The 22,054-nt window shown below is 43.3% G+C and carries 18 protein-coding genes; all 18 read right to left on the bottom strand.

The window, feature by feature from the left end; genetic code table 11:
• Positions 1-63: 63 nt before the first annotated feature.
• The 18 genes from M1F97_RS01270 to nrdR all read right to left on the bottom strand — a co-directional run bounded on the left by M1F97_RS01270 (position 64) and on the right by nrdR (position 22,025).
• On the bottom strand, positions 64-762 hold the full coding sequence (locus M1F97_RS01270; RefSeq protein WP_169446401.1) for an N-acetylmannosamine-6-phosphate 2-epimerase: 699 nt from the start codon (positions 760-762) through the stop codon (positions 64-66).
• Between the two features lie 246 nt (positions 763-1,008).
• Positions 1,009-4,866 (bottom strand): SIALI-17 repeat-containing surface protein, encoded by a 3,858-nt coding sequence (locus M1F97_RS01265; protein WP_247943933.1) that lies wholly within the window; start codon positions 4,864-4,866, stop codon positions 1,009-1,011.
• Positions 4,867-5,198: 332 nt separating this feature from the next.
• Entirely contained in the window at positions 5,199-6,179 is a 981-nt protein-coding gene (locus M1F97_RS01260) for an acetylxylan esterase (protein ID WP_247944309.1), read from the bottom strand.
• A 317-nt stretch (positions 6,180-6,496) separates the two neighbouring features.
• Positions 6,497-8,512 carry an ATP-dependent DNA helicase RecG gene (recG, locus tag M1F97_RS01255; RefSeq protein WP_247943932.1) on the bottom strand — a complete coding sequence of 672 codons (2,016 nt, stop codon included), beginning with the start codon at positions 8,510-8,512 and terminating at the stop codon, positions 6,497-6,499.
• A 17-nt stretch (positions 8,513-8,529) separates the two neighbouring features.
• Positions 8,530-9,633, bottom strand: a complete 1,104-nt coding sequence (alr, locus tag M1F97_RS01250; RefSeq protein WP_247943931.1) for an alanine racemase — start codon at positions 9,631-9,633, stop codon at positions 8,530-8,532.
• Entirely contained in the window at positions 9,623-9,985 is a 363-nt protein-coding gene (gene acpS / locus M1F97_RS01245) for a holo-ACP synthase (RefSeq protein ID WP_247943930.1), read from the bottom strand. The genes alr and acpS overlap by 11 nt, the downstream gene beginning before the upstream one ends.
• Positions 9,986-10,030: 45 nt before the next feature.
• Positions 10,031-11,062: a 3-deoxy-7-phosphoheptulonate synthase gene (locus M1F97_RS01240; RefSeq protein ID WP_247943929.1), complete on the bottom strand. Its 1,032-nt coding sequence runs from the start codon at positions 11,060-11,062 to the stop codon at positions 10,031-10,033.
• A 1-nt stretch (position 11,063) separates the two neighbouring features.
• Positions 11,064-12,095, bottom strand: coding sequence for a 3-deoxy-7-phosphoheptulonate synthase (locus M1F97_RS01235; protein ID WP_247943928.1), 1,032 nt, complete (start codon positions 12,093-12,095; stop codon positions 11,064-11,066).
• A 79-nt stretch (positions 12,096-12,174) separates the two neighbouring features.
• The gene (secA, locus tag M1F97_RS01230) at positions 12,175-14,688 is read right to left on the bottom strand and encodes a preprotein translocase subunit SecA (protein ID WP_247943927.1); all 2,514 of its coding nucleotides are present in this window, start codon (positions 14,686-14,688) and stop codon (positions 12,175-12,177) included.
• A gap of 160 nt (positions 14,689-14,848) precedes the next feature.
• Positions 14,849-15,139, bottom strand: a complete 291-nt coding sequence (locus tag M1F97_RS01225) for a hypothetical protein (RefSeq protein WP_125844362.1) — start codon at positions 15,137-15,139, stop codon at positions 14,849-14,851.
• A 19-nt stretch (positions 15,140-15,158) separates the two neighbouring features.
• The gene (locus tag M1F97_RS01220) at positions 15,159-15,497 is read right to left on the bottom strand and encodes a hypothetical protein (protein WP_125844364.1); all 339 of its coding nucleotides are present in this window, start codon (positions 15,495-15,497) and stop codon (positions 15,159-15,161) included.
• Between the two features lie 122 nt (positions 15,498-15,619).
• The gene (locus tag M1F97_RS01215) at positions 15,620-16,216 is read right to left on the bottom strand and encodes a LemA family protein (RefSeq protein ID WP_000812473.1); all 597 of its coding nucleotides are present in this window, start codon (positions 16,214-16,216) and stop codon (positions 15,620-15,622) included.
• A gap of 163 nt (positions 16,217-16,379) precedes the next feature.
• Positions 16,380-17,228 (bottom strand): TPM domain-containing protein, encoded by an 849-nt coding sequence (locus M1F97_RS01210; RefSeq protein WP_000822461.1) that lies wholly within the window; start codon positions 17,226-17,228, stop codon positions 16,380-16,382.
• Positions 17,229-17,456: 228 nt separating this feature from the next.
• A complete protein-coding gene (gene der, locus M1F97_RS01205; RefSeq protein WP_001207684.1) occupies positions 17,457-18,767 on the bottom strand; it encodes a ribosome biogenesis GTPase Der in 1,311 nt (436 codons plus the stop codon).
• Positions 18,768-18,780: 13 nt separating this feature from the next.
• The gene (locus M1F97_RS01200) at positions 18,781-19,494 is read right to left on the bottom strand and encodes an NADPH-dependent oxidoreductase (protein WP_247943926.1); all 714 of its coding nucleotides are present in this window, start codon (positions 19,492-19,494) and stop codon (positions 18,781-18,783) included.
• A complete protein-coding gene (gene dnaI, locus M1F97_RS01195) occupies positions 19,491-20,387 on the bottom strand; it encodes a primosomal protein DnaI (RefSeq protein ID WP_000446479.1) in 897 nt (298 codons plus the stop codon). The genes M1F97_RS01200 and dnaI overlap by 4 nt, the downstream gene beginning before the upstream one ends.
• Positions 20,388-21,551 carry a DnaD domain protein gene (locus M1F97_RS01190; RefSeq protein WP_247943925.1) on the bottom strand — a complete coding sequence of 388 codons (1,164 nt, stop codon included), beginning with the start codon at positions 21,549-21,551 and terminating at the stop codon, positions 20,388-20,390.
• Positions 21,552-22,025 carry a transcriptional regulator NrdR gene (nrdR, locus tag M1F97_RS01185; RefSeq protein WP_001203677.1) on the bottom strand — a complete coding sequence of 158 codons (474 nt, stop codon included), beginning with the start codon at positions 22,023-22,025 and terminating at the stop codon, positions 21,552-21,554.
• Positions 22,026-22,054 lie beyond the last annotated feature (29 nt).

The raw sequence follows: 22,054 nt of genomic DNA, 5'->3' as shown, positions 1-22,054 counted from the left end.
CTATTTGTATACGTTTTCATTTTATCCGACGCATCGACCACTCTCCTCTGTTTTGAGATTATGTTATTTAAGACCAGCAACAAAGCGTTCCGTGATCTCTTTTGGTCTAGTAATAGCTCCACCGACAACAATGCCTCGTACCCCATATTCAAGGATTTGTTTGGCTTGTTCTGGTGTATGAATTTTTCCTTCAGCTATGACATCCACACCGGCATCGCAGAGTTTTTTGATTAGTTCAAAGTCTGGACCATCTACTTTCGGACTATAAGAAGTATAACCTGATAGGGTTGTTCCAACAAAATCAATCCCTGCTTCGACCGCTGCTATTCCTTCTTCAAAAGTACTAGTATCAGCCATTAAGAGTTGATGTGGATACTTTTCTTTGACTTTTCGGATGAAGTCCTGAATTTCCAAACCGTCGTAACGTTCACGTTTGGTACAATCCAGAGCAATGACCTCAATATCTAGTTCAGCCAACTCATCAACTTCTTTCATAGTAGCTGTAATGAATGGCTCCTGTGGCGGATAGTCACGTTTGATAATCCCGATAATCGGGAGTTTCGTAACCTCCTTAATCTCCTTGATATCGCGAACACTGTTTGCTCGGATACCGACTGCTCCACCTTGCTCAGCCGCTTTGACTAGCAAGGGAATGACTCCTCCCGCTTCTGTATAAAGCGGTTCATGAGGAAGTGCCTGACAAGAAACAATGATTCCATCTTTGATTTGTTCAATCAAGGCTTCTTTGCTAATCTGTGGCATCCTCTTTCCTCCTTTTCTTTGTTCCTATGGGCTTATTATATATCATTTGTTAAGCGCTTTCAATAGCTTATGGTAGAATAGATTTCAGTTTCAAAACTATTTTATAGAACAGACTATCCTGAAAGTAGTTTCAGACATCTTAGAATTTCTTATTAGCACACCTTGAGACGAAAGAAAAAGATAACAGGCTGAAAAACCTGCTATCTCCTTCTATTTTTACAAAGTAAAATGATTAGAATTATTCTCTTACTTTTCTCTCTTTTTCCCCATTGCAAACAAGCCAAGGAAGAAAGCTGTTAGTCCTAGTGAAGCTAGGAAGCCACTCTCCTTGTTCCCTGTATCAGGAAGTGTCTGCTGAGCAAGAGGAGCTTTGTAAGTATAATCTTCTGTAGCAAGAGGCACAAGCGAATTAGCTCCCTTATATTCTGCGAGTTCATGTACAGTTGCATCGGCTGCATTCACGCCACCTTTGTACTCAGGGGCTTCATGGACTGCTGCTTCAACAGCATTCACACCGCCTGTAAACTCTGGCTTCTCAACTGTTGAAGTTACCTCTTCACCCGCTGTACCTAATGAGTCTGTATACTCTGGTACTTCATGAACTGCGGCCTCAACAGCATTAACTCCGCCTGTAAATTCTGGCTTCTCGACTGTTGGAGCTGCCTCTTCGCCCGCTGTACCTAGTGGGCCTGTGTACTCTGGAAGTTCATGGACTGCTGCTTCAACAGCATTCACACCGCCTGTAAATTCTGGCTTCTCGACTGTTGGAGCTGCCTCTTCGCCCGCTGTGCCTAATGAACCTGTATATTCTGGAAGTTTATGGACTGCGGCCTCAACAGCATTAACTCCGCCTGTGTATTCTGACTTCTCGACTGTCGGAGCTGACTCTTCACCTGCTGTCCCGAATGGGCCTGTGTATTCAGGCTTATCTACTGTCGGTACTGGCTCTTCGCCGGATGTCCCTAATGGGCCTGTGTACTCTGGCTTATCTACTGTCGGTGCTGGCTCTTCGCCGGATGTCCCTAATGGGCCTGTGTACTCCGGCTTCTCTACTGTCGGTGCTGGCTCTTCACCCGCTGTCCCTAGTGGGCCTGTGTATTCAGGCTTCTCGACTGTCGGTGCTGGCTCTTCACCCGCTGTCCCTAATGGGCCTGTGTACTCTGGCTTATCTACTGTCGGTGCTGGCTCTTCGCCGGATGGCCCTAATGAGCCTGTGTACTCCGGCTTCTCTACTGTCGGAGCTGCCTCTTCGCCCGCTGTCCCTAGTGGGCCTGTATATTCTGGCTTCTCTACTGTCGGGGCTGGCTCTTCACCGGATGTCCCTAATGGGCCTGTGTACTCCGGCACTTCATGAACAGCAGCTTCACTTCCGTTCATTCCATTCGAAAGCTTAGCTCCTGCCACAGAGACTGGTAAATTATGCATACTTTCAATTGCACCTTCTGCCAGACCTGTAACTTTTTGACCCATATCCTCTGAATCCACTGTAAATAGGAGGGTTTTTGTGTCATACTGGGTCATGAAGCGTGCTGTTTTACCATTTGCCAATTGAAGGGTTGGAGCCTTGTTGACCAATACTTCCGAATCAAACTCCATCGCAAGAATGCCTGGCCATTTTTCAATCGCGTATTTCACTTTTGCTTCTTTAGGAGAAATCCAATCCTTGGTCAAGAAATCCCAGTTGAATTTCTTATAGGATAAAGTATAATCGTTTTGATTGCCATCCGCATGCTCATAAAGCAAACCATATTCGCCATTTCCGAGATCTTGGAGTGAGTTGTAAGCAAACTTACCACTTTGTATAGGATTGTGTTTAAGCCATGTCAACTCACCATTCTCCTCAACACGAGCCAGATGAACTAAACCATTGTTGCGTCCAGGACCACCAGCATTGCTGAGTAGAATGTATTCCTTTCCTTCATGCATGGTGTGAATAGCGGACATTTGAACATAAACGTCCTTTACTTGAGGATAACGTTTGATTTCCTTATCCCACGTTGCTCCCCCATCATGACTGGTCGCAACCTGAAGATCGCCAGTCAACCCACGCATAAAGAGCTTGAGATCCCCATTATTCAACTGAACAACAGTTGACTCCGTATTTTGAGCGCCTGGATTATTCATAGTTGAAGAGTGAATGGTTTGGTTGCCTACTGGACGGTTATCATTAACTGCTTCCCCTGCTTGCCATGTTTCTCCATGATCATCTGAATAAATTACACGAGATGATTGAGAACCACTTAGGTAGGAAACGTTGTTTGTTGTATAAACTGGAATCACCAGTCTTCCCTTATGAGGCCCAGTACGCAAGGCAATCCCCGTACCAGGTCCAGTTCCTAGGAAGTGCATCCAATCTTTCCGAATCCCATGCGTAATATCTTTTGGTGCAGACCAAGTCTTCCCATCGTCATCACTATAGGACATCCATAGGTAGTTGGTATTGGAAACTCTAAAAATATTCTTCTCACTATACTCAAAATAAATATTTCCGATTAGCTCATTCCCTTTATACAAATCTCCCTTATCGCTGTAGGCTGGTTTTTTAGGGTCAACGACAACACGATAATCTGTCTTTCTATTTTGAGGGTCGAAAACCTCTCCGTTTTCTCGAATCGTATAGCGACCTGATTCTCCTTGCTTATATAAAACTTGATAAACTTTATCTCCCACTTGTTCATAAGCTTTCGGAGCTTGCCCTGGCAATGAAAATACTGCCTTGCTCTCAAGGAACATGTCATAAATTGCAAAAATTCTCTTTGTTTCAGGGTCTTGCACCAAGGCCATATCAATATTAACTGGAGATGGCCAATCTGCATGTTTAGCGTGCTCATTGTCACGAGGATTTGAGATTACAATTCGGTCTCCCCATGTTTTTCCATTATCTGAGCTGCGACGAACAACCATCCCAATATCTCCCCAGTCAGAATGGTGCAAACGTCTTTCATCCGTTCCAGCAATCAGCGTTCCTTTATCTGTCTTGAGAAGAGCTGGGATACGATAACTCTTGATACCATCTTTATTTGGTTGATTGTTCCTACCACCTTCAAAGACGTCTTCTTTCTCAGTGACTTTTGCGCCCTCAGGAAGTTTCTGTTCCAATTCACCTCTTTCAAATAATTGACTCCGTGTTTGAACTTCATCTGGGCTTAAAGCACGATCATAAACGGTTAGGTTTCGAACTTGTAGATTTGATGCCCAAACTGTTTTATTGCCCCGTTTGGTTGCTCCAAGTTGAGCTTGATTAACATCTGGCATATCTTTGATGAAATGACCAGATTTCAGACTTGTTCGAGATAATACCCCGTTCACGTAGAGACGAACTCGACCATGAGGTAACTCCGCTGTCGGTTGTTCGACAGTAAAGGTCACGGAATTCCATTGTCCAGGGCGAACTTTCAAAGGAGCATCTGTATACTTATCATAGAACTGCTCCCCGTTAGCGCCACGCCCTTCAATAAGAGCTGTATTATCAAGGACCGACATAGTAAAGTACTCATTTTCCTTAGTGTCACTGGATACAGAGAAGAGATTGTAAAAACGTGGAGCAGATGCATCTGGTTTGAACTCCATATGAACTGTAGCATTTTGAAGTTTCTTTAGTTTGTCTAGTTCACTTGATAAATCAACTTTCTGACCATTTGCCGCATTGGTTTCAACATCTTCTTTTTCAAGGACAGGATTGGCATTTTTTAAATCCCTTGAGTAATAGTCACGAGGAATACTACCCTGATCCTCCGATTCCTCTTCCTTATTTACTTCTTCTGTAGGGGGTTCCGTAGAGGATGGAGTTTCTGATTCTGCACTCTCATTTTTTTTCAAGTGATCTTGGTCCACCTCAACGCCGTTGTCTTGAGACGCTGCCAATTTACCAGCCAAATCTTTATCCAAATGAGCAAGATCTCCCGAGGACACTTCTTTTGGCAACTCTGATAAACCTTGGCCAGGTTCGACAGTTTCTGTATTAGCCCCTGCTGCATTGGCTTGTTCTTGGGCTAAAACTGGCGAAACTCCAAATACAACTGTACCAATTAGTACAGAAGCTGTTCCAACTGCAAATTTTCTAATGCCATATCGTCGTTTTCGATCAAAATCCCTATACTTCATATTTTACCTTTCATATTCTCTATAAATAAAGCGCTTTCTTTTTTTCTTAAAATTTTTAGTGCCTCCAGCTAAACAAGTAAAAAGAAAGTAACCGACTGAATGAGACCTCCCATTCTTCAAACGTCCACTGCTCTTACTCTCTGACCAAACAGCGGAAAGTTTCCTCCTTTCGCACAATGTCTTTCCCTTATTATACAATAAACTTTGAACTTTATAGCTAAATTGATATAGAATAGATTTTACTTTTAAGAATATTTTAATATTTTAAATTTTCTAAAAGTACTTTCAGGGATTTCGATATAAAAAAGAGAGCTAGTGCCCTCTCAAAGTTATTATTTTACATAGGAAAAAGGAATCTCACTGCCGCAGAGCCAATTGTAGACTTGGTCATTGACAAAGACATTCATGGCTTCGTGAGCATACTCAGGCATGATGCGATAGGACTTGTCACAGGTCAGACGGTTGTAAATCGCGAACTGAGTAATAGGATAGCAAACATCGTCATCCAAGCCCGTAATCATCTTGACCTCTCCTTTGATACGATGGGCAAGATTCTTCACATCAATATAGGAAAGAGTCGCCATGATTTCCTCCTCTGTTTCATGGAAGGGATCGTGGAACTTGAAATAACGGAAGAGTTCGTCATATGCCTCACTAGTATTGCCAATCTCAAGCACTCGTCTGAAATCTGACAAGAAGGGATAGATGGCAACTGTTCGCTGAATCCGAGGATTGAGCGCTGCTGCAACCAGGGCTAAAGCCCCTCCTTGTGAGGCACCATAACTAGAAAGTCTTTCCTCATCTACCTGAGGCAGACTAGCAACAATTTCGATCAACTGGTAAATATCCAGATAGACATCCTTATAAAAGAGCTGGTCTCGACCTTCAACAGCACCACGGATGATATGTCCCTTAACTGTATTTCCTAGTGGAGAGCGCAAACCATCTTGTGAATAGCCCGACTGGCCTCGAACGTCCATAGAAACAACACCGTAACCAGCCACAGTATAGGCCAGCATGTCAGCCCAATCCCAACCACGTCCCATGTACCCATGGAAATGGAAGATTATCGGAACCTTCTCCTCACTCTTTGGAAGGACGACGCGTGCATAGACTCTTCCTTCATTAGTTCCCTCAAAGGTTAGCTCATAGCACTTGACTTGAGGAATATGGAAATCCTTTTCTTCCAACTGGTAGGCAGGAAGGACTGAAACTTTTTTCAATTCCTCATCCCAGAAAGCATCAAAGTCTTCTGGGACCTCATCTCTTCCTTGATAGGTTTTGATTTCTTCTAGCAAAGCTGGATTTTTCATAGCATGCTCCTTTTGATTTGTAATCGTTATCATAACTCTAGCATATCTAAGAAAGCAATGCAAGAAAGAATGGTAAACAGAAAGTGATTTTAGATTCTCCTCCCTCAACCCTATCGTCTGAAAGTAGTTTTAAAAATAAAAAGAGCGTTTCCGCTCTTTGTGTATCAATAAGTGCTAGCTCCTTTCTCTAGTTTGAAAGTCTGAAATTTCTTTTGGTAGGTTACTTTAATCGTCATATGAGAGTCCTCGTTTCTTTTTGATGACTCTAGTATAAGACCCAAACCTAAAAGCTAGCTTATAGATTTCTTAGAAAAGGCTTAATCCAGATGTTCTCTCTTTTCTAGATGGAGAGCAATCATGCGCCATTCTGGGTCCTCTTTCCAACCTTCTATCGAACTAATGTAGCTGGCAACCTTTCTAGCCTCTTCTAAAATCGGAAAGTCTTCGATAATATCAGCCACTTGGAACTCTGGAAGTCCTGACTGTCTGGTTCCAAAAATCTCACCAGAACCCCGCATTTTCAAATCTTCCTCCGCAAGGACAAATCCATTGGTGGTTTCTGTCATGATGCGCATGCGGTCTTTCCCTGATTCGGTCTTGGGATTGGCGACCAGAACAGCATAGGACTGCTTGTCTCCCCGACCAACACGACCTCTGAGCTGATGAAGCTGGCTGAGACCGAACCGATCGGCATCCATGATGATCATGACAGTCGCATTGGGAACATTGACCCCAACCTCGATAACCGTCGTCGAAACCAAAATATCTGTTTTTCGCTCTTTGAAATCCTGCATGATCTGGTCTTTTTCGTCACTCTTCATCTTACCATGTAGCAGAGCTACTTCGGCCTTACCTGCAAAATAAGTCGCCAATTCCTCTGATAAGGCAATGGCATTTTTCAGATCCAGAGCTTCTGATTCTTCAATCAAGGGAGAGATGACGTAGGCTTGAGAACCTTTTTGGATTTCCCCCTCTAGCCAAGTCAGCACCTGAGGTAGTTGCTCATGTTTGATCCAACGTGTCACAATGGGTTTCCGACCCGCAGGCATCTGGTCGATAATGGAAACATCCATATCTCCAAAGGCTGTGATGGCCAAGGTTCGTGGAATGGGAGTCGCCGTCATCATGAGAACATCTGGATTGTCTCCTTTTTCACGTAAAATACGCCTTTGCCCCACACCAAAACGGTGCTGCTCATCGATGATAATCAAACCAAGGCGAGCATACTGCACCCCATCCTGAATCAGAGCATGGGTTCCGATAATCAAGTTGGCCTCTCCCTTTGCTATGGTCTCCAAGACTTCTCTTTTTTCTGCAGCTTTCAAGGATCCTGTCAAGAGAGCAAGTTTCAAGTCTGGAAAAAGGTTCTGTAAACTCTCAAAGTGTTGCTCAGCTAGGATTTCGGTCGGTACCATGAGAGCTGCCTGATAGCCAGCCGTCACCGCCGCAAACATGGCCAAACCAGCAACCACCGTCTTTCCGCTCCCTACATCTCCTTGCAGAAGACGATTCATGTGATGGTCGGACTTCATGTCGGTCAAAATTTCCTGCAAACTCTTTTCCTGAGCTTGGGTCAGGGCAAAAGGCAGATTTTCTTTAACAGCCGACACTTTTTCCTGAGACCAATTCAGAACCAGACCGCTTCCCTGAACTCTATTTTCAGACTTGAGCGTCTGCAATTGCATTTGGAAATAAAAGAGTTCCTCAAACTTGATACGGCGAAGGGCCTGCTTGTATTCTGCCAAATCCTTGGGAAAATGCATAGCGCGAACAGCCTGGCAACGGGACATGAGTTTGTATTTATCAAGTAAAGACTGGGGAAGATTTTCTTCAATCAAGAGGTCTAACCCCTGATCAAAAGCCGTCTTGATGACCTTGACCAGACTGGCCTGACTGATTCCTTGAGCCAGACGATAGACAGGCTGGAGATCATCCTCTACTTGAGCCAGGACCTTCATCCCTGTCAGACTAGCCTTGGCGCGGTCCCATTTCCCAAAGACAGCCAGGGTTGCTCCCAGCTCTATCTTATCAGCTAGATAGGGCTGGTTAAAGAAATTCACCGCAAAAACGACTTCTCCCTGCTTGAGGCTAAAGCGCAGACGATTGCGCTTGAAACCATAATACTGGACACTAGCAGGAGTAACGACTTGACCAGACAGAACCGCCTTTTCGCCATCTTCCAGCTCCAGCACCTGCTTGGTTTTGAAATCTTCATAACGGAAAGGAAAGTAGAGCAAGAGGTCTTGCAAGTTTTCAATTCCTAGTTTGGCGTATTTCTCTGCTGACTTTGGTCCCACACCAGGCAAGACATGCAAGGGTTGATGTAGATTCATGCTCCACTCCTTTCTTTTTAATAATATTCTCTCGGAATGCGGTCGCTGAGGAGGCAAACCACCTCATAGTTAATAGTTCCACGATAGGTCGCTACCTGAGTAGCTGTGATTTCCTTGTCGCCGTTAGAACCAATTAATGTTACTTTTGTGCCTAGCGGGTAAACCTTAGGCAAACGAATGGTAATTTGGTCCATAGATACTCGTCCGACGATTGGGCAAGCTTGACCATCTACCAAGACAGAGAAATTCTGCATGTCTCTTGTCCAACCATCCGCATAGCCGATTGGCACGGTCGCAATGACTTGCTCACTATCGGCTTGATAAGTTGCTCCATAGCCCATGCAAGCTCCAGCTGAAACTGTCTTGACATGAACAAGGGCAGACTCCAAGGTCAAGGCTGGTGTCAAATCATAAGGCAAGTCCAAGACCTCTCCACTTGGATTGAGACCATACATAGCGTCTCCCATACGGACTGCATTGAAAATAGTCTCTGCATGCCAGAGGGTCGTTGCCGAGTTGCTGGCATGAACCAGCTCTGGGACTTCCTTCATACTTGCCAAAATAGCTTTAAATCGTTCTAACTGGGTATTAAAATAGGCATCTGATTCTTCATCTGCAGTAGCAAAGTGGGTAAAAATCCCCTCAACGCGAGCACCGTATTGTTGGAGTAAGGCTTGAGCCTGCTCTGCCTCACTGGAATCTCGGAAACCAATCCGTCCCATCCCTGAGTCAATCTTGAGGTGAACAGTCAAGCCAGTTAAATCTGTCTCCCTAGCTAAGAGTTCTTGAATCCACTCCAGTCCAGCTACCGTCAAGGTGATATCGTATTCTTTAGCTAGGTCAATAGCTTCTATTTCAGAAACTCCTAAGATAAGGATTTTCTTGCTGAGTCCAGCCTGACGAAGTTCGATGGCTTCATCAATATTGGAAACACAAAATCCATCAACATCGTCCTGAATCGCCATCGCAACGGCAACAGCTCCATGCCCATAAGCATTGGCCTTGACCACTGCCCACTTGAGAGTTCTTTCAGGGATATGAGCCCCCATTTGCTGAATATTTTGTCGAATAGCTCCCAGATGAATCAGAGCTCTGGTCGGTCTATGTGGACTAGCTTTCATGATTTTCCTCCAAAATGACACTGGCTGTCACAAACTGATCTGTATGGCTGATCGACAGCCAAATCTTCCCTGAAAATGGTGCCTGACTAAAATAGGGAGCCCCTCGTTCATTGTTCAAAACTTCCAAATCCTGAAAGGTCAGTTTGCCAATCCCTGTCCCCATAGCCTTGGAAAAGGCTTCTTTAGCCGACCAGCGACCAGCCAAATATTCGATTTGTCTGCGGTCTTTGAGACTGGTAAATCGCTCCATTTCCTTAGTTGTCAGCACCCGCTTGGCAAATCCTTTATGTCGTGTAACTGCGCCTTCTATCGAAGACAATTCTTCGATGTCAATTCCATGTCCAACTATCATTCTCATCAAAAGGAGTTGAGATTCCCCCAACTCCATCCTTTTCACTTATTTTATTAAGGTAGTATAAATTTCTTCTACCAAGGCTACTGTATTTTCCCAACCTAGACAAGGGTCGGTAATGGAACAACCAAAGATTTCTGGTTGGTTTTGGCGACCATCTGCTAGATAAGATTCAATCATAAAGCCTCGAACCGTCTTTTTAATCTTTTCATTCCAGTCGCGATTCAGCAAGGATTGGCGAATAATACGAATTTGTTCCATATACTGCTTACCTGAATTGTCATGATTGGTATCGATGATGATAAAGGGATTTTCAAGTTCCATGGTCTCATAACGGTTGATAGCATTTAAGAGAGTTTCATAGTAGAAATTGGGTTCATTTTTGCCGTATTCGTTCATGGCACCGCGAAGAATAACGTGGGCCAAGGGATTTCCTGAAGTTTCCACTTCTTGACCATGGTAAAGGAAGGTTTGCTTATTTTGAGCCGCATAGATGGCATTAAACATGACCCCAAGGTTCCCAGATGTAGGATTTTTCATCCCGACTGGAGCATCAATCCCAGAGGCTACAAAACGGTGCTCTTGATCTTCCACTGAACGAGCTCCAACTGCATGATAGCTGACCAAATCATCAACCAAAACAAGATTTGACGGATAAAGCATCTCATCAGCCGTCGTTAAGCCCGTTTCGGTAATCACACGGTAGTGGAGCTGACGAACTGCCTGCAAACCATTAATAAGACTAGGCGCCTCACTAGCATTTGGCTGATGAATCATGCCCTTATAGCCATCTCCATTAGTACGAGGCTTAGCCGTATAGACACGCATGACGATAAAGATTTTATCCGCAACTTTTTTCTGCAAGTCCGCTAAGCGACGAGCATATTCGAGCACTGCTTCTTCATTATCCGAAGAGCAAGGCCCCATCACCAAAAGGATTCGGTCGTCCTCACCCGAGATGATGGCTGCCAACTCTCTATCACGTGCTTCCTTATAACGCAAGGCTTCAGGTGACAGCTGTGTCGCAGCCTTGATTGCTTCAATATCAATTTCTTGACCTTTTTCGATAAATGCCATCTTATTCTCCTAGCGTTTGGTAGATTTCGCGAACAAGTGCTTCTGTGTTGTCCCATCCTAGACACGGATCTGTAATGGACTTACCAAAAACTTCTGGTTCATTTTGACGTCCATCTTCCAGATAGGACTCAATCATAAAACCACGAACGTATTTCTTGATTTTCTCATTCCAGTCACGGTTGATCAAGGTCTGGCGAACGATACGGATTTGATCCATGTACTGCTTGCCCGAATTGTCATGATTGGTATCGATGATGATAAAGGGATTTTCCAAGCCCATCTTTTCATACTGATCAATGGTATCCATCAAATTGTCATAGTAATAATTAGGAATATTTTTTCCATATTCATTCAAGGCGCCACGAAGAATGGCATGAGACAATGGATTTCCAGTCGTTTCTACCTCTTTGCCGAGGAAGAGAAAGCTCTGCTTATTTTGCGCCGCATAAATCCCATTAAACATAACATTGAGATTTCCAGATGTTGGATTTTTAAATCCTGTTGAAAAATCTGCTCCGCTCGCTACAAAACGGTGTTGCTGGTCCTCGACTGAACGAGCCCCAACAGCCATATAAGAAATCAAATCATCCACTAAAGGAAGGTTTTCTGGGTAGAGCATCTCATCAGCTGTTGTCATACCAGTCTCGGTAATCACACGGTAGTGTAGCTGACGAACAGCCTTGATTCCATTGATCAAGCTGGGTGCTTCTTTAGCATTTGGTTGATGAATCAAGCCCTTATAGCCATCTCCGTTGGTACGAGGTTTAGCCGTATAGACACGCATCACCATAAAAATACGGTCTTTGACCTCTTCTTGCAAAGCAGATAGACGCTTAGCATACTCGAGGACTGCCTCTTCGTTATCAGATGAACATGGTCCAATCACCAAGAGAATACGCTGGTCTTCCCCACGGATGATGGCTTCCAATTCCTGATCACGTTGGTTTTTTCTCGCAAGAGCAGCTCCCTCTAATTTAGACAAGGCGCGAACTTCTTCAATGTTAATTTTAGGACTTTTAGCTGTAAATACCATGATTCATCTCCTTATAAAGCAAACGGACACCAAGTAAAAATGTATTTTCACCAGGTATCCGCCTGTATCTTATCTCATATTATTGTCTTTTACCATGACAGTTCTTGAATTTCTTACCAGATCCACATGGGCATTGGTCATTGCGTCCGATTTGGCTCAAGTCCACATCTTCTGGAAGATGAGTCTGTTGTGCTGCGATATTACGAGTCGCAGTCGTACTGATATTGTGTTCTGTTTGTGGTCTTTCCTGTTCGTGGATTTGTGCTTTCATCATCAAACGGGTCACATCGAACTCAATCGATCCGATCATGTCGTTAAACATGCGGAAACCTTCTGCTTGGTATTCTACAACCGGGTTGTTTTGAGCATAGCCACGAAGACCAACAGCATTTCGCAACTGGTCAAGAGCATCGATATGATCAGTCCACTTGTTGTCTACAACACGTAGAATCAAAACCTTTTGGAACTCTTTCACTGCATCTTCATCACGAAGTTTAGCAACTTGACTATCATAAACCTTCAATGCACGTTGATACAGTTCATCTTTGATGGCTTGATCTGGCAGACCTGCAAGATCTGAACGGCTGATTGAATCTTCTGGAAGTAAGTTGTACTTAGCAAAATTCAAGATTGCTTCTAGTTTTTCGTCTTCTTTCGAACGAGCATGTGCATCCACGATACGTCCAATCGTACGACGAATCATAGCATGGATCTCAGGTGCCAAGTCACGGTCGGCAGTAATGACATCATAACGTTGTGCATAGATAATCTCACGTTGTTCACGCATAACATCATCGTATTGAAGGACCTGTTTACGAGTGTCGTAGTTGTTTCCTTCGACACGTTTTTGAGCTGCTTCCACTTGACGCGTTAACATACGGGATTCAATGGCTTCGTCAGACATGTTGAGTCGTTCAAAAATACCTTTCAAACGCTCTGAACCGAAACGTTTCATCAAATCATCTTCAAGAGACAAGTAGAATTGTGACTCGCCTGGGTCTCCTTGACGTCCGGAACGTCCACGAAGCTGGTTATCGATACGACGGCTCTCATGACGTTCTGTACCAATGACGCAAAGGCCACCCAATTCACGAACCCCTTCACCAAGCTTAATGTCGGTACCACGACCGGCCATGTTGGTTGCGATGGTAATCGCACCACGCTGACCAGCATTCATGATGATTTGAGCTTCTCTGTAGTGGTTTTTCGCATTCAAGACTTCGTGAGGAACACCTGCTTCGACCAATTTCTTAGAAAGGAAATCACTCGTTTCAACGGCAACAGTACCTACCAAGACTGGCTGACCTTTTTGGTAACGAGCTTTTACATCTTCAACCACGGCCTTAAATTTCGCATCAAGGCTAGCATAGAGAAGGTCTGAGTGGTCGATACGTTGGATTGGACGGTTAGTTGGGATTGGGATAACACGAATGTTGTAGATTTCACGGAATTCTTCTTCTTCTGTTTTACCAGTACCTGTCATACCTGCCAATTTCTTATACATACGGAAGAGGTTTTGGTAAGTAATAGAAGCTGAAGTCTTAGTTTCGTCTTGAATTGGCACACCTTCCTTGGCTTCAATCGCCTGGTGCAAGCCATCAGAATAACGACGACCTTCCATGGTACGACCTGTAAATTGGTCGACGATCAGGATTTCCTGCTCTTCGCTAACCACATAGTCGATATCGAGAATCATGATATAGTTGGCACGAAGGGCATTATCGATAAAGTGAGTAAGAGCTACATTTTCAATATCGTAGAGGTTTTCTAACTTGAAGTAGCCTTCAGCTTTGTCAATCCCTGAATCAGACAAACCAATAGTCTTAGACTGAATGTCGATGATATAGTCATCTTTGTCCAAAGATTTGACAAAGTGATCCGCCATATGATACAGCTGACTAGTTTCCACAGCATTGGCTCCTGAAACGATCAAAGGAGTACGAGCTTCATCAATCAAGATCGAGTCAACCTCATCGACCAAAGCATAGTTGAGCGGACGCTGTACCATGTTTTCTGCCCGAACAACCATGTTGTCACGAAGGTAGTCGAAACCAATCTCTGAGTTAGTTGAGTAGGTGATATCACAAAGATAGGCTTCTTTCTTCTCCATTGGTGACTTAGCAGCCAAATTAATCCCTACTGACAAACCAAGCCATGAGTACAATTCACCCATCTCAGTCGCATCACGTTCCGTTAGATACTCGTTGACCGTTACTACGTGAACCCCTTCACCTGCAAGGGCATTGAGGTATACAGGCATCGTCGCTGTCAAGGTTTTCCCTTCACCTGTACGCATTTCTGGCACATCTCCATGGTGGAGGACAATCCCACCCATGACCTGAACTTTATATGGGAAAAGTCCAAGAACACGCTTGGCAGCTTCACGTACTACTGCAAAAGCCTCATAGAGCAATGAATCCAGCGATTCACCCTTGTTGTAACGTTCCTTAAATTCATCTGTTTTTGCTTTTAGCTGGTCATCCGTCAAGGCTACCATCTGATCTTCATATTTGAGAACCTTGTCTGCCATCTTTTCCAGACGACGAAGTTCTCCTTTATCATTTTCGATAATCGTTTTTAAAATATTAGCCATTATTTTCCTTACTTTAGATTCTGAATATTTTAGAATGTTCTTTTAATTCTAGCACATTTACTCTTAATTTTCAAGAAAGAATCCGCGTTTCAACAGGGAAAAGAGGCTGACCTCTAGATCAGCCTCTTAGCTTTTTATGGACTACATTTCACACAAAAATTTAATTGCCAAGCAGAGCTGGCAAAATTCCAAAAATCAGGAAAAGATTGATCCAGAAGGCCATGCAAAATAGCACTCCAAAGAGGAAGAGACTCATCTTTTTAGTCAGTACTGAGAAAAAGATTGCCAATACACCAAAGACGACAAAGAGTTTTTTCATGATGAAGAAATAAATCGAAACTCCTCCTATTTGCAAATCCCATGGAAGACAAAAGACCAGCAGCCATAACAAGCAAATCGTAAGAATGTAGGTTTTGTAGTATTGATGAATGAACTGCTTTATTTTGAACATTGGGAACCTCCTTTAAACTTTAGCTATTGATGGATGTCCTCGTTTTGTTCTCTTGTTTCAGCTTGAACATTCTCTTTAAACAGGCATATATTTTCCAGTCATTCACAAGAGACAAAAAAACTAAAAGGAACCATATCCCCCAAATTGTTAAATCAGCAGGATTTTTCAAGACAATATTGAAAATTAAGAATGAAAAAACGGTAAAAGCGATACTGAACAAAGCCCACAAAGGGAGATAAATCCAGTAAAAGTAATAGAAAAACACAAAATATTTACTATCTTTGTCCGCCTTCTCAATCCAATGAAAAAAATAAAAGTAAGGTGACAAAACCACTAGCTGCAGAAGTCTTTCCAGCATAGCTTCTCCAAGATTTCTTTTTATTTTATTATACCAAAAAAACCTAGAAAAGACTTTCCAGGCTTGAGTTTGAAATCACTAGTCATGCTAGAGAAATCCCTCTATTCATAGGCTGATTCACTTTATTGACTTGATGAAGATGTTCCAAAATCGACCTTAGGAACTGTCTTGGCTTCTTCTGTTTCTTTAAAGGTTTCAGCTTCTTTAAAGTTCATCATATTCGCAAAAAGCACGGTTGGAAAACTTCTCAACTTTTGATTGTACTCGGCTGCGACTTTATTATAATCCTTGCGTGCTACAAAGATACGATTTTCACTTCCTGAAAGTTCCACCATTAGTTGCTCAACATTTTGATTGCTCTTGAGTTCTGGATAATTCTCCGTCAAGGAAATCAAGCGGGAAAGAGCAGAGCTCAATTCTCCCTGAGCCTTTTGGTTTTCTTCCGAAGTTACTGAGCTACTACCGATTTTAGCTCTAGCATCAGCAATCTTGGTAAAGACTTCGGTTTCATGATTCATTTGTCCTTTAACAGACTCCACCAAGTTACCAATCAAGTCCGAACGACGTTGGAGGGCTGTCGATACATCGGCCTGAGCCTGCTCCACCTTAGTCTGTTCACCAACCAGACCATTATAGGTCGTCACTGCGGAACAACTTCCCAGAACTAGTAGTCCAAAGAAGATCGCCACTATTGAGAGAATTACTTTATTTTGTTTCATATTAAAACCTTAACACTTTCTTTTATCAACTTTTCTGAGAAAATACTCAGATTTTAAATCAATTTCCCAAATTTTGTTTTTATTTTTAATTAAGGAGTGAACTGTTGCAAAGGGAGTCACCTTACTGTATGGAAAAATCAGTTTGTATTCTATAAACAATCACTCACCAGTCATCAGACGAACCGCCACCATCGAAGCCACCGCCGTCCCAGCCACCAGATGAGTCGGAGCCTGAGTCAGACCAAGAGGAACCTGAGTCTGATGAGTCACCGCCCCACCAGCCACCGCTAGAATCATCGCGACGAGAACCACCACGACCTCCAGATATAAATACGATAATCATCACGATGAAGTAAATGAGAACTCCAAATCCGAGGACTCCGTCATCGAAGCTACTTTTTCGATTCCGTCTCGAAGAACTCCTCTCATCAGCATACTTTTCAATTTCTCTTAAGCGACTAGGATTAGTAGCATAGTCGTAACTACTTTTAGAACTTGAAGAAGTCGTACTCGAGCCACTATAGAATATGTAGTTGAGATTATTTACTATTGAGAGAACTCCATTATTATAGTCTCCCTTTTGAAAATAAGGGCGTGCTGTTGTCAAGAACCTGTGAGTCTGATAGTCTGTGATCTTACTGGCCACATTATTACTGGTTTCAATCCGTGATTTTCTATCTTGGACTGCTACGACGACCAAGGCACCATGGTTATCTCCCGAGTAGCCAATCTTCCAAGCTCTAGCTGTTTCATTGGCGACTGTTTCGATTGTTTCTCCATCTAGGCTTTTCACAACGTAAACGCCTATTTGGAATTTTTCTGTTTTTTGACTATTTACCTTGTTCAAGCCTCGAATCAGTCTGATTGCCTCCTCGGTTAGATAATGATCCGGGTCATAAATCCCATACTCAGGTTTTTCAAGTGCTGTGAATGCTGACAAGAAGAGAAAGACCATCAACAATCCAAGCAAGCGAACCAACAAACTATTTTTAAATAATCTGATTCTTTTCATAATAACCTCCCTGATAAAGGAAAATTGATTTAAGGAATTATAGCATTTTGATTTTTACAAAGAAAGTGCATTTTCATTACAAATAGATTACAAAAGCTAGGAAAATGATTGAATTTTAATGACAGATTTCTCCTCCAATTTGATAGCTTCTTTTCTTCCCTTTTAGATAGAAAAAAGAAGACCTCACAGTCTTCTTTCAATTTATTTTTATAGGAAAACAAGCAAGGTTTACTTGCGTTTTCTTGCAATCAAGTGAATCGGTGTTCCCTCAAAGACAAAGGCCTTGCGGATTTGATTTTCCAAGAAACGCAGGTAAGAGAAGTGCATGAGTTCTTCTTCGTTGACAAAGATGACAAAGGTTGGTGGCTTGGTTGCCACTTGGGTTGCGTAGAAAATCTTGAGGCGTTTTCCTTTGTCTGTCGGTGTTGGATTGATAGCAATGGCATCCATGATGACATCGTTCAAGACAGCTGATGGGATACGGGTATTTTGACTTTCACTGATTTGCTTGATCATCTCAGGCAATTTATGGAGACGTTGCTTGGTAAGCGCGGATACAAAGACAATCGGTGCGTAAGGCAGGTATTGAAACTGCTCACGGATATCTTCTTCCCATTTTTTCATGGTGTGGTTGTCTTTCTCAAGAGTATCCCACTTGTTGACCACGATGATCATCCCTTTACCTGCTTCGTGGGCAAAACCTGCGATACGCTTGTCGTACTCACGAATACCTTCTTCGGCATTGAGGACCATCAAGACCACGTCAGAACGATCAATGGCACGCATAGCTCGCATGACAGAATATTTCTCCGTATTTTCATAGACTTTACCAGACTTACGCATACCAGCTGTATCAATCATGGTAAACTCTTGGCCATCCGCATCTGTAAAGTGGGTATCAATGGCATCACGCGTTGTTCCAGCTACTGGACTGGCAATCACGCGGTCTTCTCCCAAAATAGCGTTGATCAAGCTAGATTTTCCAACGTTAGGACGGCCAATCAAGCTAAATTTAATCACGTCTGGATTTTCTTCTTCGACTTCGTGTGGTAGATTTTCGACGATGGCGTCTAACACATCCCCTGTACCAATACCGTGGACAGACGAAATTGGCAGCGGTTCACCCAAGCCTAGCGCATAGAAATCAAAGATATCATTTCGCATCTCAGGGTTGTCAACCTTGTTAACGGCAAGGATAACAGGTTTATGGGTCTTATAAAGTTTACGAGCTACGTACTCATCTGCATCCGTAATTCCTTCTTTCCCAGACACCACAAAGACGATAACATCGGCTTCTTCCATAGCAATTTCTGCCTGGTGCTTGATTTGCTCCATGAAGGGAGCATCGACGTCGTCAATCCCTCCAGTATCAATCATACTAAAGGAACGATTGAGCCACTCACCCGTTGCATAGATACGGTCACGTGTCACACCCTCGACATCTTCTACGATTGAGATCCGCTCACCAGCGATCCGATTAAATAGGGTTGATTTCCCAACATTGGGACGTCCCACAATGGCAATAGTTGGTAAGGCCATGTTTTCTCACTTTCTACAATAACTTTTTCTGTTCTAGATTCTTCCGAGTTGAACGAGGTTCGGCTTGACCGAACTGCTCTGCCAAACGCTGACTCCAAGAGGTTGTCGCACGCGCACCAGCATAGTCTGCCTGAACTTTGTCATAGTCCAAAATCGCTTCAACTGGCTGTTCTTGGTATTCTTCTTCAAATACCACTTGGTTCAAAGGTAGTCTTGGTTTGACATCATGTTGTTGATTTGGCACGCCGAGGGCAATCCCAAAAACGGGATAGGTATAGTCAGGCAAGCTAAAAAGCTCTGCCACTTCTTCTGACTTGTAACGGACCAAACCGATAATCACACCACCATATCCCAGACTCTCAGCCGCAAGCAGGGTATTTTGACCAGCAAGAGCCGCATCTACCGAGGTGATGAGGAGACCTTCTACCCCTTGAGGTTGGAAAGTATCTGTATGAAGGCTTGCTCCCTTTTCAGCTCGATTCAAGTCACCAACAAAGAGCAAAAAGGCTGCTGACTGACGAATGGCTTCCTGCGGAACCAATTCATAAAGAGCATCTTTCTTCTCCTGACTGCGTACAAGAATCACAGAGTAGGATTGGAAATTTTTCCAAGATGACGCCATTTGTCCAGCAGTTAAAATCTCGTCCAAGTCTGCTTGAGGAATTTCTTGCTCCTTAAAGCGACGAACTGAAGTATGAGCTTTCATCAGTTTAATGGTTTCTGTCATCGGCGATTTTCTCCTTCTAGTCTTGTTTCCTCTGCTAAATAACGGATTCGTTCCATGACCCGTCTAGCTTCCCAAGTCTCATCATTTCCATTCTTTCCTTTGGCAAAATGTTTTTCCAAATCTTGGAAACTAAAGTTGGAAGTAAAGAAGGTCGGCAAATCTTCCTGCATGCGGTACTGGAGAATAACTTGGAGAATCTCATCACGCACCCAAGGAGTCGACTGCTCCGCGCCAATATCATCCAAGACCAAGACTTCAGCTAACTTGATCTCATCTACCAAGGTCTTCACAGATCCTTCACCGATGGCATTTTTCACATCAATGACAAAACTTGGATAGTGGAGAATGGTTGTTGAAGCACCACGTTTTTCAGATAGGTCGTGAGCCAGGGCCGCCATCATGAAACTCTTACCGACACCAAAATCTCCGTAAAGATAGAGACCTTTTCGGATACTAGGGTAAAGGTCAACAAAGGCATAGAGTCTCTCAAAAATTGGCAAGCGTCCTAGATCATCCAGGTCAATCTGAGCCAATTTCGCTTTCTTGAGACTTGCTGGTAGATTGATCAACTTAAGGCGATTCTTGATTGCCGCCTCTTTTTCAGCCGCGATTAGTTCAGGTGTTTCTTCATAAGACACATCCGCATAACCGTGATTCATGACCAAGATAGGCTTGTAGCCACGCGCTATATAGTCCGCATCCCCACGAAGAAACTTGTCCCGTTCTGTAATATATTGGTTGAACTTGGAGATGCTACGATTTAACTCCTCTTGGTTGAGGGATTCTTTCTGGATAAAAGCCGCTACATCGGGGTCCTTCATGATCTGCTGGACCAAGTCCTGATACTGAAAACGACTTGTCTGACGTTTGATTACATCACCAACACTTTCCATCTAGTCTCCTCCTTCTTCTAATCGGGCTAACATTTCTTGTTTTTTGCGTTCTAGTTCCAGACGAGTTTCCTCACTGGTTTGATTTTTATATTCTGGATTGCTCCACTTGGGAACATTGGTCTTAGTCGAGCTAGTTTTCGATTTTTGGTCTTCCTGACCTTTTTGCTGACGCTCTCGAATCCGAAGCACAGCTTCTTCTGCTGTTCGAATCTTACGATAGGCATAGTCGTTGGCAACTTTCATAGCATATTTTTCATTGACATTGGCCGAATCAACCTTGTTAAAGGTTAAAAGTAAGACGATATTGATGACTTCGTCCAACAAGCCTAAAGATGCCATCTGGTGAAGGAGTTCTCTTTCACTTTGGGTGATGTTCCCCTTACGCGTTTGCTTGATTTCCGCTAAAAAGTGCAGGGGAGTTTTATTTTTGGCTTCCCTGATAATGGTCATTTCTTTGGGGCTAAAGTCAGAAGATACCTGCTTTTGTGCTATCTTTTCACGCATGCGTTTGACTGCAATAACCTGAGCTACCGCTGTCGCCTTGGCTAATTGATAGGTTTCAAACCAGGTCCATTTTTTTTCATCTGCGATGGCAAACAATTCCAAAACATCCGCCTGCGCGTCTTTAAAACGCAAGCCATCTCGAGCCATCAGACGCTGGAAATGTCCCAAGTCAAAATCATTTTTCATCTTGATTTTAGACTCGATTGGAGTCACTTCTTCAGTCAGGTTTGGAAAAACTTGGCTCAAGGAAACAGAAAGTGCTTCTCCCTCACTTGGAACCTGCTTCATAGTAGAAACAGCTGTATCCCCAATCTTTTTTTCCAACAGTGTGCGGTAAATAGAATGCCGCAAAAATTCCTGACTTGAAAGGGGAGAATGAAGCTGTAATTCATAGCTCTCCCCCTTTTGATAAAGGGTCAACAAGTCCAAAGCTGATAAGACTTTAAAAGAATTCAACAAGCTAGGCATGCCAAAGTTTAAATGGTTGAGAATATTGGCAAAAAGGTGTTCTTTTTCCCCTCCATCCCAAAAGGTAATGGCATATAGATAGAGGCTCAGTGCCTCCTGACCGATAATCGGGAGGTAGCACTGCACCAGAGAAGAGGTATCTTGCGACACCCGATTATTCTTTAGAAAAGAAAAACGGTCATTTGGCTTCATTTACTTTTCCTTTTTCTTTTTAGAGGACTGGGTAATCTGCTGGAGCAGACTCTCCAACTCACTCACATCCTTAAAGCTACGGTAAACACTAGCAAAACGAACATAGGTAATCTCATCCAGCTCTGCCAATTCTTCCATGACTAAGGCTCCAATGTATTCACTTTGAATCTCGTTCTCACTGCGACTACGGAGTTTTTGCTCGATACGATTGACCACCATGTTGATTTCATCACTCGAAACAGGGCGCTTCTGAGCTGAGCGGATAATCCCATTAAAGATTTTATCTCTTGAAAACTGTTCTCGTGTACCGTCTTTTTTGACGACAACCAGCGTTCGTTCTTCAACTCGTTCATAGGTTGTAAAACGATGCTGACACTCGTCGCACTCACGTCTTCGACGGATGGTATTTCCTTCTTCGGCTTGACGGCTATCAACAACACTAGACTTGGTAGCCCCACATTTTGGACAACGCATGCTTCTCCTCCTTGTCGTTTTCTTTTCAT

Source organism: Streptococcus oralis, from assembly GCF_023110435.1.
Classification (GTDB): Bacteria; Bacillota; Bacilli; order Lactobacillales; family Streptococcaceae; genus Streptococcus; species Streptococcus oralis_CF.
This window is presented reverse-complemented; position numbering and strand designations above follow the sequence as displayed.

What these genes read in the sequence shown, in the direction of transcription:
- M1F97_RS01225 (WP_125844362.1), bottom strand. Translation starts at nt 15,139, where the DNA reads ATGTTCAAAATAAAGCAGTTCATTCATCAATACTACAAAACCTACATT.
- M1F97_RS01265 (WP_247943933.1), bottom strand. Translation starts at nt 4,866, where the DNA reads ATGAAGTATAGGGATTTTGATCGAAAACGACGATATGGCATTAGAAAA.
- M1F97_RS01190 (WP_247943925.1), bottom strand. Translation starts at nt 21,551, where the DNA reads ATGAAGCCAAATGACCGTTTTTCTTTTCTAAAGAATAATCGGGTGTCG.
- recG (WP_247943932.1), bottom strand. Translation starts at nt 8,512, where the DNA reads ATGAATCTACATCAACCCTTGCATGTCTTGCCTGGTGTGGGACCAAAG.
- der (WP_001207684.1), bottom strand. Translation starts at nt 18,767, where the DNA reads ATGGCCTTACCAACTATTGCCATTGTGGGACGTCCCAATGTTGGGAAA.
- alr (WP_247943931.1), bottom strand. Translation starts at nt 9,633, where the DNA reads ATGAAAGCTAGTCCACATAGACCGACCAGAGCTCTGATTCATCTGGGA.
- M1F97_RS01240 (WP_247943929.1), bottom strand. Translation starts at nt 11,062, where the DNA reads ATGGCATTTATCGAAAAAGGTCAAGAAATTGATATTGAAGCAATCAAG.
- M1F97_RS01200 (WP_247943926.1), bottom strand. Translation starts at nt 19,494, where the DNA reads ATGACAGAAACCATTAAACTGATGAAAGCTCATACTTCAGTTCGTCGC.
- nrdR (WP_001203677.1), bottom strand. Translation starts at nt 22,025, where the DNA reads ATGCGTTGTCCAAAATGTGGGGCTACCAAGTCTAGTGTTGTTGATAGC.
- dnaI (WP_000446479.1), bottom strand. Translation starts at nt 20,387, where the DNA reads ATGGAAAGTGTTGGTGATGTAATCAAACGTCAGACAAGTCGTTTTCAG.
- M1F97_RS01210 (WP_000822461.1), bottom strand. Translation starts at nt 17,228, where the DNA reads ATGAAAAGAATCAGATTATTTAAAAATAGTTTGTTGGTTCGCTTGCTT.
- M1F97_RS01235 (WP_247943928.1), bottom strand. Translation starts at nt 12,095, where the DNA reads ATGGTATTTACAGCTAAAAGTCCTAAAATTAACATTGAAGAAGTTCGC.
- M1F97_RS01220 (WP_125844364.1), bottom strand. Translation starts at nt 15,497, where the DNA reads ATGCTGGAAAGACTTCTGCAGCTAGTGGTTTTGTCACCTTACTTTTAT.
- M1F97_RS01260 (WP_247944309.1), bottom strand. Translation starts at nt 6,179, where the DNA reads ATGAAAAATCCAGCTTTGCTAGAAGAAATCAAAACCTATCAAGGAAGA.
- acpS (WP_247943930.1), bottom strand. Translation starts at nt 9,985, where the DNA reads ATGATAGTTGGACATGGAATTGACATCGAAGAATTGTCTTCGATAGAA.
- secA (WP_247943927.1), bottom strand. Translation starts at nt 14,688, where the DNA reads ATGGCTAATATTTTAAAAACGATTATCGAAAATGATAAAGGAGAACTT.
- M1F97_RS01215 (WP_000812473.1), bottom strand. Translation starts at nt 16,216, where the DNA reads ATGAAACAAAATAAAGTAATTCTCTCAATAGTGGCGATCTTCTTTGGA.
- M1F97_RS01270 (WP_169446401.1), bottom strand. Translation starts at nt 762, where the DNA reads ATGCCACAGATTAGCAAAGAAGCCTTGATTGAACAAATCAAAGATGGA.